Here is a 15,138-nt window from a genome sequence, read left to right as displayed (position 1 = left end):
ACAGTATCGGTATCGGTCTTTGTGAAAATTATGAAGCAATCCCTATGGGATTTGAAACAAGGCAACCTGCTAAGTGAATACGGGGAGATCGTTGATTATGAAGCAATCCCTATGGGATTTGAAACATTTCTTAGACACCCTTACGCCTTTTTCATCTGCATTATGAAGCAATCCCTATGGGATTTGAAACGCAAGCTCATTGGTTGTATTGGAGAATACCACTTTATTATGAAGCAATCCCTATGGGATTTGAAACCTGTTTTTCAATGGGTCGTTCTTCGGGTCTAAGCCGATTATGAAGCAATCCCTATGGGATTTGAAACTTGCATCGGCAAGCTTCTTTTCGTCCGAACTGGTAAATTATGAAGCAATCCCTATGGGATTTGAAACGATATTCCTGTGTTAAAAATAAATGGTGGGCATGGATTATGAAGCAATCCCTATGGGATTTGAAACTTCGCTCTGTAAATTGATATGTTCATTTTGTACCTATTATGAAGCAATCCCTATGGGATTTGAAACTGCTGATATACCACACTATCAATGACTTCTTCAATCCATTATGAAGCAATCCCTATGGGATTTGAAACTAGCTGCCAATGAGAATAATGCAGCCATTGCACCCCATTATGAAGCAATCCCTATGGGATTTGAAACTTGAAAAGATACTTCACCTTAACCCCGTTTTCGTCTAATTATGAAGCAATCCCTATGGGATTTGAAACGCATGGATTCACTAGTGGGAGAAATGAACATCCGGTCTAATTATGAAGCAATCCCTATGGGATTTGAAACAATATGTGTACGTCAAGACAGACGGCGGGGATATTGATTATGAAGCAATCCCTATGGGATTTGAAACCCAGTGAGGTAGCTCTTGCCTCTGATGGGATATACATTATGAAGCAATCCCTATGGGATTTGAAACTATGTGTAGTGAGAAAAGTGGTGCATATTTGGTTGAATTATGAAGCAATCCCTATGGGATTTGAAACTGAGTAAAGTAGGCATCACCAAGGCTCAAGATAAATTATGAAGCAATCCCTATGGGATTTGAAACGAGTTTTTTAACGGGTAGTTTCTATTGCCCAATTCATTATGAAGCAATCCCTATGGGATTTGAAACATGTCAAAGGCGACAGCATGGCTCCGACTATCGTGGATTATGAAGCAATCCCTATGGGATTTGAAACTACCGCGCTCACCAAGGCGGTAGACGACTTCAACGATATTATGAAGCAATCCCTATGGGATTTGAAACGTAGTTCGGCCTAACTGGTGTCACCTCCGCATCCTCCATTATGAAGCAATCCCTATGGGATTTGAAACCCATAGAACGCAATATGAAAACCTCATCCAAAAAGAATTATGAAGCAATCCCTATGGGATTTGAAACGAGTGTCTGTCGCTCCGGATAGTTTAAGTACAGTTATTATGAAGCAATCCCTATGGGATTTGAAACCAATCTAAACTTCGAGCGTTCTATACTGAGCGCTAATTATGAAGCAATCCCTATGGGATTTGAAACTTGTCTCACGGTAGAGATTGGGTACTGGAGTCTGCAAATTATGAAGCAATCCCTATGGGATTTGAAACCTCATATATCCAAAATGTCCTGGCGTATACTCTTATTATGAAGCAATCCCTATGGGATTTGAAACAGTGAGTCTGTCACCTGCTTTGCGCGGGCATCGATACATTATGAAGCAATCCCTATGGGATTTGAAACAACCAAAGGAGAAACAAACACATGGAAGACATGTATTATGAAGCAATCCCTATGGGATTTGAAACTCTTCCGCCTGCGCCCTTGCGGCTCTAACTTTCATGAATTATGAAGCAATCCCTATGGGATTTGAAACCGCAATCTTTCACGCCAATGCCGAAATATGAAGCGATTATGAAGCAATCCCTATGGGATTTGAAACGCGTATCTTGGTGTTGTCGGTGTTGCAGATAACGATTATGAAGCAATCCCTATGGGATTTGAAACCCGTGTCGCAGTGGATAATACTTGCGATTCGGGGATTATGAAGCAATCCCTATGGGATTTGAAACTGTTGCAGTGATAGACAATGGTGAAGAGGTGGAGACGATTATGAAGCAATCCCTATGGGATTTGAAACGTAGAGGTGGTGCGATGGGAATTCCATGAGGCATATTATGAAGCAATCCCTATGGGATTTGAAACCTAACATTCGGTGCTCTTACTGCAAAATCAGCATAAATTATGAAGCAATCCCTATGGGATTTGAAACCCGAGGTCATAGCCTTTCTTTGCTCCGATGATAGATTATGAAGCAATCCCTATGGGATTTGAAACAAAAAAGACGGCATTTGGATCGGCCAGTTGCCATGGGATTATGAAGCAATCCCTATGGGATTTGAAACGGACTTGGAGGAGTACAAGGTTTCTGAGAAAAAGAAGATTATGAAGCAATCCCTATGGGATTTGAAACCTCCAGCGCATTAGTGTGCTGTATGGAATACCGTATTATGAAGCAATCCCTATGGGATTTGAAACTTTTTGTTTGAGTTTTTCAAACTCTGATTTGATCCATTATGAAGCAATCCCTATGGGATTTGAAACTGAGACGATATGAAAATGGATCGCCGACTGGAAAGATTATGAAGCAATCCCTATGGGATTTGAAACGGAACCACTCCAACAAAAGAGGATCTTTCCTCTGTCAATTATGAAGCAATCCCTATGGGATTTAAAACTTCTTGTTCTGTTGGTCTTGAGGGGTTTAAATTTGGCCTTTACTATTCCTTTCGGTATAACTTCTGTTTTTTTGCATTTGAGCATGCCCGGATTTGACTGTTTACTCCCCTATCTGTGTTTACGTTACCCTGTAGTACATAAAGGGGATATCCAACTCTATCTTATTTCCACATTCAGGCTCATACCTCTTCTCCAAGGTTCTTTATCCCTTGGATATAATCCACGATCTCAGTAATATACGCCACTTTCTCTTCGCCAAGTCCCTCGAGCTCCTCCTTGTGCAACAGCCCCTCGTCCAGATACTCCGCGAAGAGTTTAGGGAGTCTGGAGTACCTGTAGTCGTACTTCCGGTCAAACTCCTTGGCTTTCATGTTCAGAAACTCCCTGAGCTTCCAGATATCCTCACCTGCTTCCAGCGGAAAATCTTTGATGCTCTCCATGAGCCTCCGGTAGTCCCTCTGACGGGCCAGATCAAAGAGAGATCTGGCAGCTTCCTTTTCGCTTTTTGACCACTTCATATTGCCGTGAAGCATGTTTCTCCTTTTGTCGTTTTCAGCTTTTTCATCAGATCGATACCCTTAGTATAGCACCTCGAAGCATAATGAACCTTTGGCTAAAATAGTATGAAGAGAACCAGAGAAGAGGGAGAAGCAGATGGAGATAACGTTGGAGAAACAAGCATATATCGCAGAACTTGAAAAGGCGCTGGAGCGGTTTTATCAGGCCAAAACGATTCAGGACAGAGAACAGATCAAGTATTTTCAGGGATACTGCCATGGGATGATCCAGATGATGAAAAAGCTGGAGATCGTGGATGAGGATGAACTGAAGCAGATCGTCAAAAATGCCGAACTGGAAGCCCCTGCGATCTTCAGGGTGCAGTAAGATAGGGTGATAAGCTGTAGAGCTGAGCGTTATTCAGTGCAGTCATGACAGTGTGGGGCAGGGTGGCCCGACCCATCCTTCCGGTTCCCCTTCAGATAACCCAAACTGTTATATGGAAATAAATTTAGTTTATCTTGGTTATGATACAAGTGATGAACAAAGAACTTGAAATTTTAACCGATATTCCAAATATGATCATTTTGAAACTTTCTGATACCTCTATCGTAGAGATATATGGAGAGAAGAGGTTAAAAAAGTTAAAAGGGAAACACCTCAAGGAGCTTTTCGCCCCGGAGCAATATATACTGCTGCAGTATCTACTGCAGGGTGAAAAAGAGCATGTTGTCGTTGATTGGGAGGGAAAGAGCTATGAGGTCTCCGCTCAGAACACGATACTCTATTTGTATGATATCACGAAATACAACAGCATCGAGTCACAATTAAAAGAGAGTCTGGATGACCTTATATCCAAAAAAGAGGAGCTTCAGGCCATCTTTGATCTTGCCGCCAACGGCATCTCTCTTCTCAACCGTAACGGCTACTTCGTATATGCGAACAAGTTTTTTCAGCAGATGATGGGCTACACCATGGAAGAGCTCTACAGTGAGTCCTGTATCTCGCTCTCTTCCCCCGAGTATGCGGAACCTTCCCAAAAGGCTGTTGAAAAAGCGATACGTTACGGAAGTATAGAGAAGTTTCGCAAGATCTGTATCACAAAATCGGGCAAAAGGCTCAATGCCAGTATGTCCTTGGCCTACCTTGAGAGCCGGGATGAGATCATTATGATCACTTCGGATATCACTGAAGATATCGAATATCAGGACAAACTGAAAAAACAGGTGGAGATAGAGGTTTCAAAAAGGGCAGAACAGTACGAGATACTCTGTCACCAGTCAAGACTTGCCGCAATGGGGGAGATGATAGACTCCATTGCCCATCAATGGAAACAGCCGCTCAACACCCTGGGGATCATCGTGCAGGGGCTGGGGCACTTCTCCAAGCAAAAAGATATCGATCATAAGCTGCTCAGAGAGATAGAAGATGAGATCATGGAGAAGGTCAACTATATGTCCCAGACCATTGATGACTTCAGCACTTTTTTCAGAACCTCAAAACAAAAAGAGCTCTTCAATGTATCAAAAAGCATAGAGGAAGCGCTCCGTTTGATCGAAGTACAGCTTAAAACACACAGGATAGTCGTAGAGACCGCTGTAGAGACAGGTACGGATCTTGAGATCCTGGGGTATCAAAATGAGTTTAGACAGGTGATACTCAATATGGTGCATAATGCGATGATGGCGATCACGGAAAACCAGAGAGGGGGGATGATCAAGATCAGTATCAAGTCACACAGAAATAATCTTCATATCGTGGTACTGGACAACGGTGGAGGGATCCCCAGAGAGATCATGCCAAAGATATTCGATCCGTACTTTACGACCAAAGAGAAGGGAAGCGGTATAGGGTTGTATATGTCCAAGGTCATTATAGAGACGCATATGGGCGGGCTCCTGGCTGTCAAAAACCGAGATGACGGCGCACAGTTCACTATTATGCTGCCACAGGAGAAGTGATGGAACTCTTACATGAAAAACTGCAGCCGCTCACTGTCATTATCGCAGAAGATGATGAGAGTACCCTCAAGTGGCTTGTGAAAATATTGTCGATCTACTTTAAGGAGGTGCGGGGAGCGAGCAATGCGATCGATGCCCTGGCGCTTTTTGAATCCTCCCCGAGCGACGTGGTGATCTCGGATATTCAGATGCCCCAGGTGGATGGCCTGAACTTTTTACAAAAGATTATTTCGATCGCCCCTGAGACCCTATGCATCGTGATGACGGCATTTACCTCTCCGGAGTATCTGAACAGAGCCATCCGTGCAGGAGTCGGTTTCTATCTGAAAAAGCCGATAGACGTCGATGAACTCCTGGTTGCAGTGGCTTCCAATATAGCCAGGGGAGAAAGCCCGCTGCAACCGATAGGGAACCACTACTACTATGATGGGAAAAGAAAGGTGGTCGAGAAAGAGAGCGAGATCATAAAGCTGACAAGAAAAGAGATAGCGCTGTTGGAACTTCTTTTGCAGCATAAACATGCTACTGTCAGTATAGAGCAGATCGAACACAGTGTCTGGGAGGAGCCTGCCAGCAGTGATGCGATACGTATGGTCATCGCAGGGATACGCAAAAAACTCTATCCTGAAGTGATCGAAAATATCAAAGGGGTAGGGTACCGGCTCAATATATAAAATCTTATGTAAATCTTATACTTCTCTTACACTCTCCTTTTTCTTCTTGGCTATGATTGATGTAGAATTCATCATAAGGAGCTAGTATGAAAAAGAAAATTCTGATTGTCGGCGGCGGTACGGCCGGCACGATGACCGCGAATAACCTCGCCAAAAAACTGATGCCGGAGATCGACAGGGGTGACGTCGAAATCACCATGATCTCCAACTCCAAATACCACTATTACCGACCGGGAGCGATGTATGTGGCCTTTCACAAATCAGAAGGCCATGAGTTCGTTAGAGAGCAGCGGTCGCTTCTGATGCCGGAGATCGAGTTTATTGTGGATGCGGCTGTTGAGATCAATACGAACCGTAACTTTGTGAAGGGGCAAAGCGGAAAACGGTATGAGTATGATTTTATGGTGCTTGCCACAGGCTGTGAAGCTGCACCGGAACGTATCCCTGGATTGAAAGAGGGGGGAGACTGGTTTTATACCTATGAAGGGGCTAGAAAACTGGCTGAAAAATTTCAAACGATAAAAAACGGGAGGGTGCTCATCACGGTCAACTTCCCTAAAACGCCGAATATCCCCCATCAGTGCGGTATCGCACCGGTCGAGACGACGATCATGCTGCATGACTATCTGAAAGAAAAGGGTGTACGGGAGAATATCGAGATCGTATACACCTACCCGACAGAGGCCCAAAGCGTACACAATGGACTTTTCCTTCAGGAACCGACCTCCAAAGTGTTGCCTGCGATCTTTGACGAAATGGATATCAAACACAAAACCGGGTTTACGCTCAATAAAGTGGATCCGGCCAAAAAAGTGGCCTACTCTGAAGAGGGGGAGGAGATGGAGTTTGACATCCTCATGTCCACACCGCCTTTTATCGCCTCAAAAGTGATCAGAGAGTCGGGACTCTCAAAAGCCCTGGACGGTGAAGGCTGGCTTCCTACGGACCGGAAAACCCTTAAGGTAAAAGGTCTGGACAATGTCTATACGCTGGGGGATACGGTCGACCTTCCTGTCTCAAAAGCGGGAGGGACGATACACAACCAGACCGATGTCGTAGCGGACAATATCGCCTCAGAACTCCGTTATGGGTACCCTACAGAGAGTTATGACGGCCTGGTGATCGCCATTGCACAGATGGGTCTCTCCTGCGGTATGCCTCTCTGGTATGACTATGAGGAGGATGTGCAGCCGACCCCGTGCAGCAAACTCGGCAGCTTTGTAAGAAAAGGTTTCAATAAAGGTATCTACTGGGCAGCAGCCCGTGGAATGATATAGGAGAGAACGATGAGTGAAAAAGTAGAAGTATTAAAATCAAAAGAGATGCAAGCGTTGGAAGAGAAGATGACGATGTTGGTGCAGACAGGGAGAATCGATAACCTGATCGATCTTCTGGCTGTCGTTTCCGACAATATCGAAATGACCACACAGCCTATGGTGGAAAAGATGATAGGTACAGTGGACAATATGGCTACGGCGGGATTTGTAACGGAAAATGCTGTCAGGTATGCAAAAAGAGAGACAGACAAAAATGAGGTACCCTCGCTTTTTGGAATGCTGAAACTCCTAAAAGACAAGGATACGAGAAAAGGCCTTGCGTTCGTCCTGAACCTTACAAAAGGTATCGGGAGACAACTCTGATCTTGTGTTTTCAGATCACATAAGTGATAGAAAGAGGCTCTGCGGGCATTTTTTCTCCCTTTTTTGGGAGAGTAGATCTTCCCTGTCCACTCTCCTCCCTATAGCTGCATTGTCTTCCCTGAGGATGCAGCATCCTCCATTGCCCAAAGGAGATGCCTCTTTTTAAACCTGGCCATGGGATCTTTTCTATCCTTTCTGCCCCAACTTTTTATCCAGCAGGATCGCAAACGGTATCTGTATGAGGTAGGCGAACATGATCGGCAGAAGCATGGAGACGCCGAAAGCCTTCATCGAAAAGGTCGAGAGGACCAGTGCAAGGGTGATATAACGTGTAGCGCTGTGCCAGAATGCCGCTCTCTCCTGGGGCGAATCAAGGGTGAAGATGAAACGGGCAGCCAGCAGGTCAAGCAGGTAAAAAACGATCACCGCGATCAGGGATATCCAGACAAGTTCAGGCTGCATATCAAAGAGATCGACAAGGTTCTGCGTGCTCTGCAGGCCGAAAAGATAAAAGAGGATCACAAAGATACTTGCGTTGCTGATAGAGGGACGGTGGGTTTCGATGAAAGCTGCAAGGGGCTTGATCAGGAGGATGATCCTGCTTGTGACAAAAGGGATAACGATAAGCAGCATCACGACCAGCCTTGCATAACTGCTCATATTGTTCCTGTCCTCTGTGTAGAGGGTCGAGAAATAGCTTTCGGTATAGAGACCGAAAAGGTGCAGCATCAAAAAAGAGAGCGAGACCAAAAGGAGGTTGATAAAGAGGATAATGAAGCCAAGAGAGGTGTCCCCGCCCGATTTTTTGATCCAGTACATCACCATGCCGCCGCCGCTCAGTACAGAGAGGAGAAAAATCCCTGCAGCGATACCGTAGTCGTTGGTAGAGAGGCCGATGATCAGAGCGAAAACGGGGAGCAGAAGGAAATTGAGGAAAAGGCTTTTTGCTATCACGGTACGGTACTCCCATACCAGCTTCACATCGGAGAGTTTGACCTTGAAGAGGGAGGGCATGATCATCGTCAGTCCCGCAAAGAGGCAGATATTTGAGCTGAAGATAAAGCCGTCACTATAATAGCCGTAGATAAATCCGAGTATCGCGCCCAAGAGGACAATAAAGAGTTGCATGTTCCACCTTTTTTGCCATCTTAAAATATAAGTGTGTAAGATCTGTGCAGCGGAAGGAAAAGTGAAGAAGGGACAGCTGGTCCTTGTCGGGGGATAGATGCGGCAGAGAGAAGAGAGAACGCTGCTAGTTCTTCTCCGGCCACCGGTTGGTATGGTGCGCATAGAGATCACTGGCACTCTGGTAATAGGTGATGATCTCCATCTTATCCTCGGGTGAAACATGATCTCTCTCCCGGTAGGTCGCATCCGTTAAATGCTCATCAACGATATTGTATTGATGGATGGTTCTGTTGGGTTCCAGGACAACAAGGTTGTTCTTTTTGAGCAGGCCAAGCTTCTGGTAGTTTCCGATAAAGGCGCGCTCTTTAAAGTTTGGGTCCAGGATATTCTCTCCATAAAACTGACTCTTATATTCCCACCCCATCAGAGCAAAGAGGGTAGGGAGGGTATCGATCTGGGAGGAGAGCTTGTGAACCACTTTTGGTTCTATGATCTCCGGGGCATAGACGATCAGAGGAATCCTGTATCGCCATACGGGGAGTTCATTTTTCCCTGCACTTCCCCCATTGTGGTCGGCAACAATGATAAAGATCGTATCTTTGAACCATGGTTTCTCTTTGGCTTTTTCCAAAAAGTCATGAATGGCATAATCGGCATACTTGACACCGCCGCTTCTTCCCGTATGCGAAGGAATATCGATCCTGCCTTCGGGATAGGTATAGGGTCTATGGTTGGAGGTTGTCATCACAAAATTAAAAAAGGGTTTGTCTGTTTTGTATGACTTATCCGACTCCTTCATCGCTTTGGCAAAGAGATCTTCATCGCAGACGCCCCAGACGTTGGCAAAACTGATCTCATCTTCTTCAAAATCGGTTCTGTCAATCACATCAAACCCGTTGTGGGAGAAAAAATCGTTCATATTATCAAAATAACCGTGTCCCGCATAGATAAATTTGTTCTCATACCCTTTATCCTGAAAGATAAACCCTGTTGAGAACATATTGTGGTTATCGGGTCTCTTGACAACGCTCCTCCCCGGTGTAGGGGGGAGTGAGAGTGTCACTGCTTCCATCCCTCTTACCGTCCGTGTGCCTGTGGCATAGAGATGATCAAAAAAGAGTGATTTCCGGCTCAGTGTATCCAGGTGCGGGGTCAGGTTCTGGTCATTACCGAATACCCCCATATAGGAGGCACTGAGACTTTCGACCATGATCAGCATCACATTGTATTTTGATTCCTTCTTATCTCCGTTGTTGACTACTTTGAGATGGGTATCGTTGAAATGCTCCAATCGATCCAGGTTTTTCATGACCGTGGATCGATCTTCTGTTTTGTAAAACGCCTGATAATCCAGAGTATTGTTTCTGAAGGCAGAGAAGAGCGAATATAAGCCGTTTTTTGCCAGTTCGTTGTTGTACTGGTTCTTTGATACCTGAGAGAGGTTCTGCTGTTCCATGGTATTGAAAAAAAGTATGGGCAAAAGTAAAAAAGCGGCACCTGTTTTGGCCCGTTGAATAAACGTTGGATTGGAAGCGAATATGCTATCGATCAATGCATGCTTTTTAAGGATAAGACGAAACAAAAGAGTGTTGAGAATGAAGATGATACCCAGCAGCAGCGGAATAGGATAGGATTCAAGAATGTTATGTATCACTTCGTGTGTGTAGACCAGATAGTCAACTGCGATAAAGTTGAATCTTTTCCCGAACTCTTCCCAGAAAAACCACTCTGAAACGGCATTGAAGATCAAGAGATAGGTGGCTATGAAAAAAACGGATAAGAAAAGCAGTTTGTGTATTTTCGTGTTGAAGACTCTGTTGGGAAGCAGGATAAGATAGATAACCAAAGGGACAGTATAATAGCTGGACGCGACCAAATCATAAAATAGGCCTACCGAATAGAGTTTAAGGAGGGGGATGATCCCCAGGTCAACTTGTGTCATATCGGTAAAAAGCAAAACGGTTCTGCTTGCAAAACTGATCGCTGCAAAGATTCCGATGATTAAAAGGAGGAATAAAAAACGATTGTTATGGGTATTGGGGATGGCCATTTGCACTCTCCTTAATTATAAAAAAAAGTATTGTACCTATATTTGATTAATAGAATTAAAATAATAATTAACAGTTAATAAACAGCCATCGCTTTATACTGGTGGATGGCAGCCGGAGTTGAAAACATGACAATGTGACATATTTTTTACTTTGGCAGAGAAGAGTTGCTATACTTTGACAATCAATTATATGGATTCCCGATCCAGTCGGGAATGACGGGAGTAGCTAACATGATCGTAGGGATAGAAGGAGTCGTAGAGCGTAAAGATCCGACATTTGTGCATATCAATGTCAATGGGCTGATCTATGAGGTGATGGTCTCTCTGAATACCTCCAATGCCATTCAGGAGAAAAGAGTCAAGCTCTTTACCACACAGATCATACGTGAGGATGCACAGCTTCTCTTTGGGTTTATGGAGATGAACGAGAAGAAGATGTTCGATACGGTACTGAAGATCAATGGTGTAGGACCGAAAGTAGGGCTTGCGATCTGCTCAACCTTTACCCCTGAGACCTTTGCCAAGGTGGTGAGTGCCAAGGATGTAGGGCTTCTCAAGAGAGTACCGGGTATCGGACCGAAAGCAGCAAGCCGTATCCTGGTGGAGCTGGCGGACTTTATTGTGGATGGAGAAGAAGAGAGCAGCGGAAATGGATCGATGATGGAGGCAGTGATGGCGCTTGAGAGCCTCGGCTTCAAAAAAGATGCGATCCAAAAAGCCCTTACCGGCTGTAGCGGTGATACGAGTACGCTTGTAAAAGAGGGGTTGAAGAAACTGCAGAGACTCTGATCTCAGAGTGCAGCGGTATAGCGCTCGTCGCTATCGTCTATCACACGCTTGGCTTTGACAAATGTTCTGGCATACCTTCCGTGTGTGATAGGGGAGATAATAATCCCTTTTTTCCTGGAGGCTGCATGGATGAACTCACCGCCTCCGATGTAGATACCCACATGCGTGATCGGTATATTGCGTTTGCGATCGGTCAGGAAGAAGAGGAGGTCTCCCTTTTTCAGTTCATCCGGGTTTACTTCTCTCCCCACCTTGGATTGTTCCCAGGCGGTACGCGGAAGATCGATATGGTGTTTTTTATAAAGGTACTGCACATACCCTGAACAGTCAAATCCTTCAGGTGTAGTCCCTCCCCAGACATATCTGCCGCCTTTAAAATATTTGGCATCTTCAAGGATCTGTGAGGTCTGGTCTTTTGTCAGGGTAAAGCTTACCCCCATGTTTTCTGCCTGTTCTTTGGCTATGGAAAGGTGTTTTGCACGCTCTTTTGCCAGCCAGGCTCTTCGTGCATGTTCCTCTGCAGAATTCAACTCATCATAGAGTGCCTGTATAGAGTATTCGCTGGTCTTTTGCGCAATTGCCGCATTGTAGGTGGGTTCAAGACGTTTGACCTCTACTGTATTCTCGTTTGGATCTGTGATGACAAAAAGACTTCCATACCCTGCTGAACAATATAAAGTAATGGAGAGTAACCATCTCTTCATCTTTTTTCCTTGACCTTACTTTCCTAATAGTATAACAAAATTTATGCTTCACTTCCAAAATCTTCTCTCTCATTTTTACGATTTAGGCTATAATCTGCTCCATGAATCAGATCGTTATTATAGGTGGTGGGGCAAGTGCATTGATGCTTGCTGCTCTGCTGCCTCCAAAGAGTGCAACACTCATAGAAGCCAATACCAAAACGGGAGCAAAGATACAGGTCTCCGGAGGCGGCAAGTGCAATATCACCAATCAGGTGATGGATGCGGCCTACTATCTGGGTGAGGAGTATTTTGTTCAGCCGGTCCTTGACATGTTTGATGAGAAGATGCTGCTGAAGTGGCTGGAAGAGAGAGGGCTTACCCCTGTTCTGCGTAAAGGCACCCAGTACTTCTGTCCAAACGCATCAAAAGAGATCCTGAGTATCTTTCAAAAAGAGAGCAGCAAACAAAATATCCTGCTTGGTGAGAAGGTGATTAGTGTCACTAAAAAAGGGCAGATCTTTGAAGTGAAAACCGATAAGAGGGTTCTGAAAGCAGAGAAGGTGGTGGTCGCTTCAGGGGGACTCAGTTATCCGCAGCTAAAAGCCAGCGATATCGGCTACAGGATCGCGGAAGCCTTCGGACACCATATTGTCAAAACTTCGCCGGCACTGGTAGGGTTTACCCTTCAGCCCGGGGAGTTTTTCTTCAAAGAGCTTTCCGGCGCCTCAACAGAAGTGAAGGTCACAGTGGGGGAGAATGTGATAGAGGGGTCTCTGCTCTTTGCGCATAAAGGCATCAGCGGCCCTGCCGTACTCAATGCATCGCTGTACTGGGAGAAAGGAACCATAGAGATCGATTTTCTGGGTGACGTGGATTGGGAAACATTGAGACGCAGCGAGAAAAATATCTCTTCACTTCTTCCTATGCCAAAGCGGGTAACCAAAAGATTTTTGCTACAATTAGGACTGCAAGATAAACAAGGAAAAAAAGTTACTTCTTCAGAGTTGGAACGTTTAAAATCGCTTTGTCACTACAGCTTCGCTCCGGCAGGTACGTTCGGCTATTCCAAGGCTGAGGTTACCAAAGGTGGAGTCTCCACAGATGAGGTCAATGCGTATACAATGATGAGTGAGAAGGAGGAGGGACTTTACTTTATCGGTGAAGTTCTGGATGTCACAGGGAGACTGGGCGGATATAATTTTCAGTGGGCATTTTCAACTGCCTATGTCTGCCATCAACATCTCATTAATGGATAAAATCAGAGGGAATGAATGAAAATCAGACTACTGGCAGTGTTATTGACAGCGATTGTTCTGAACGGATGTGTCGATACACCTGATGAAGAGGGGTGGAGATCCTCTCAAAAAAAGGAGTTTTTGCAGATACTGAAAGAGGACAGGTATGCTTCGATATGTGATCAGCAGGCACTCTATCAGAAGGTAAAAAAGAGCGAAAACTCCAGGCTGATGAGCAAATTGCTGGTCGAGTATACGGATAATCTTGCCAACAGTTGTATCGATCTTAAAAACTTTAAAGAGATTCAAAAAGCGAAAAAAGCGAAGAAGATCGAATCTCATTACGATATCTATCTTCAAAAAGTGGATAGAAATGCAGTGCTTGCACAGCTAAAAGCCGGGCAGTCGATCAAAAATATTCTTAAGCCCTATACTCCGGCTACCGAACAGTTTCCGAAACTGGTAAAATCATACAATATTTTAAAAAAGCAGGGGAATGCGACACCAAAACAGCTGCATACCATCCGTCTGAATATAGAAAGAACCAAGATCATGCGTCCTGATCTGGGGGAAGATTATGCGCTGGTGAATATCCCTGAATTTAAGGTACGTATCAAAAAAGGGGATCAGACACAATTGAAGTTTGGCGTGATCGTAGGAAAGAGACATCTGCAAACCCCGATTTTTGCTGAACCGATGCAGTATATTACACTTAATCCTCAGTGGGGAGTACCCGACAGTATCGCCAGAAACGAGATCATCCCGAAAGTACTGAAAGACCCTGCCTATCTCGCACGTAACAATATGGTCATACGCCGTGACTATAACCTTGAGTCCGGAAGTGTCGCTTTGAGTGATCTTAACCTGACTGCCTATAAAGGGGGTAAAGGTACAGTGCCGTTCAAGTTCATTGAAAAACCGTCTCAACGTAATGTACTGGGGCGTATCAAGTTCATCTTTCCCAACAGACACTCTGTCTATATGCATGATACGCAGGGAAAATCGCTCTTTAAGCGTAAAGTACGTACCTTTAGCCACGGGTGTGTAAGACTGGAAAAACCAAACGATATGCTGCTCCATATCGCAAATAATTTCACGGATGAGACACAAGAGAGTATACTGGAAAAATACAAGTCTCTGAAAACGCATCATATTGCGTTAAAGAAAAGAGTGATGGTGCATACGGCATATCTGACAAGCTATGTAGATACAAACGGGACACTTCTCCTGTTTAATGATATCTACGGATTTGATAGAGACCAGAAGTTGATCTTTTAAAAGAGGAAAGCAGATGAAAGAGTATAAAGCAGTTATCTATCAGGAGGGGATGCTTGGATCACTGCTCCTTGGTGAATCCAAGATCAATCCTGTACGTTTTTCAGAGTTTCTCAATGCCAATGCCAGGGAAGGCTGGGAAGTCGTTACCATGGAGAAAGATATAAGAAGAATGCTGCTTTTCTTTAAAAGAGAGGGGTATGTGGTCATTATGAAAAGAGAGAGAAGATAGATGAAAGTAATGAAAATTGCAAGTATTGTCAGCGGTATGGTTTTTGTGTTTTATGCGATACTTCTTCTGCTGCAACTTTGGATCGAGGTGGTAAGCTGGACGGTTTTTGTGAAGCTTACGATTACGGCAGGCGTACTTATCGTAGTGACTTTCGGTGTCGCACTGCTCTATAGGGAGTATATAGAAGAGAAGAGTATGAAGGATGATAAGTATATTGATTAGTGATTTGTGCATTTACTTCTCAA

14 protein-coding genes and 1 CRISPR repeat array (1 of these 15 running past the window's edge) are annotated in these 15,138 nt (G+C 44.6%); of the genes, 10 read left to right on the top strand and 4 right to left on the bottom strand.

What is annotated here, in order from left to right:
• Positions 1–2,724: a CRISPR direct-repeat array (repeat unit 31 nt; unit sequence ATTATGAAGCAATCCCTATGGGATTTGAAAC) (it extends 836 nt beyond the left edge of the window).
• Between the two features lie 180 nt (positions 2,725–2,904).
• A complete protein-coding gene (locus AC4JOV_RS09260; protein WP_229937864.1) occupies positions 2,905–3,258 on the bottom strand; it encodes a hypothetical protein in 354 nt (117 codons plus the stop codon).
• A gap of 121 nt (positions 3,259–3,379) precedes the next feature.
• Here AC4JOV_RS09260 and AC4JOV_RS09255 point away from each other — a divergent pair, with 121 nt between their 5' ends.
• From AC4JOV_RS09255 to AC4JOV_RS09235, 5 genes are all read left to right on the top strand, one after another.
• Entirely contained in the window at positions 3,380–3,610 is a 231-nt protein-coding gene (locus AC4JOV_RS09255) for a hypothetical protein (RefSeq protein WP_229937865.1), read from the top strand.
• 152 nt (positions 3,611–3,762) lie between these two features.
• Entirely contained in the window at positions 3,763–5,184 is a 1,422-nt protein-coding gene (locus tag AC4JOV_RS09250; protein ID WP_229937866.1) for a PAS domain-containing sensor histidine kinase, read from the top strand.
• Complete coding sequence (locus AC4JOV_RS09245) at positions 5,184–5,858, top strand: response regulator transcription factor (RefSeq protein ID WP_229937867.1); 675 nt, start codon at positions 5,184–5,186, stop codon at positions 5,856–5,858. Before AC4JOV_RS09250 ends, AC4JOV_RS09245 begins: the two co-directional genes overlap by 1 nt.
• Positions 5,859–5,944: 86 nt before the next feature.
• Positions 5,945–7,135, top strand: coding sequence for an NAD(P)/FAD-dependent oxidoreductase (locus AC4JOV_RS09240; RefSeq protein ID WP_229937868.1), 1,191 nt, complete (start codon positions 5,945–5,947; stop codon positions 7,133–7,135).
• A 9-nt stretch (positions 7,136–7,144) separates the two neighbouring features.
• Positions 7,145–7,498, top strand: coding sequence for a DUF1641 domain-containing protein (locus AC4JOV_RS09235; protein ID WP_229937869.1), 354 nt, complete (start codon positions 7,145–7,147; stop codon positions 7,496–7,498).
• Between the two features lie 186 nt (positions 7,499–7,684).
• Here AC4JOV_RS09235 and AC4JOV_RS09230 read toward each other — a convergent pair whose 3' ends face one another.
• Positions 7,685–8,626 (bottom strand): hypothetical protein, encoded by a 942-nt coding sequence (locus AC4JOV_RS09230; RefSeq protein WP_229937870.1) that lies wholly within the window; start codon positions 8,624–8,626, stop codon positions 7,685–7,687.
• Between the two features lie 124 nt (positions 8,627–8,750).
• Positions 8,751–10,676: an LTA synthase family protein gene (locus AC4JOV_RS09225; protein ID WP_229937871.1), complete on the bottom strand. Its 1,926-nt coding sequence runs from the start codon at positions 10,674–10,676 to the stop codon at positions 8,751–8,753.
• A gap of 231 nt (positions 10,677–10,907) precedes the next feature.
• On the opposite strand from AC4JOV_RS09225, the gene ruvA reads away from it, so the two are divergent.
• The gene (gene ruvA / locus AC4JOV_RS09220) at positions 10,908–11,465 is read left to right on the top strand and encodes a Holliday junction branch migration protein RuvA (protein WP_229938365.1); all 558 of its coding nucleotides are present in this window, start codon (positions 10,908–10,910) and stop codon (positions 11,463–11,465) included.
• Between the two features lie 2 nt (positions 11,466–11,467).
• On the opposite strand, the gene AC4JOV_RS09215 is transcribed toward ruvA, so the two are convergent.
• Entirely contained in the window at positions 11,468–12,169 is a 702-nt protein-coding gene (locus AC4JOV_RS09215) for a C40 family peptidase (RefSeq protein WP_229937872.1), read from the bottom strand.
• Between the two features lie 101 nt (positions 12,170–12,270).
• Between AC4JOV_RS09215 and AC4JOV_RS09210 the strand changes: the two genes are divergently transcribed.
• The 4 genes from AC4JOV_RS09210 to AC4JOV_RS09195 are packed head-to-tail and all read left to right on the top strand — an operon-like array spanning position 12,271 to position 15,115.
• Entirely contained in the window at positions 12,271–13,407 is a 1,137-nt protein-coding gene (locus AC4JOV_RS09210) for a BaiN/RdsA family NAD(P)/FAD-dependent oxidoreductase (protein ID WP_229937873.1), read from the top strand.
• Between the two features lie 15 nt (positions 13,408–13,422).
• Complete coding sequence (locus AC4JOV_RS09205; protein ID WP_229937874.1) at positions 13,423–14,664, top strand: L,D-transpeptidase family protein; 1,242 nt, start codon at positions 13,423–13,425, stop codon at positions 14,662–14,664.
• 13 nt (positions 14,665–14,677) lie between these two features.
• Complete coding sequence (locus AC4JOV_RS09200; protein WP_229937875.1) at positions 14,678–14,893, top strand: DUF4177 domain-containing protein; 216 nt, start codon at positions 14,678–14,680, stop codon at positions 14,891–14,893.
• A complete protein-coding gene (locus AC4JOV_RS09195; protein ID WP_229937876.1) occupies positions 14,894–15,115 on the top strand; it encodes a hypothetical protein in 222 nt (73 codons plus the stop codon).
• Positions 15,116–15,138: the final 23 nt, after the last annotated feature.

The sequence above is a fragment of the Sulfurovum sp. MH2-6 genome (assembly GCF_058374785.1).
Note: the sequence above shows the minus strand (reverse complement) of the source record. Positions and strands in the feature narration are given on the sequence as shown.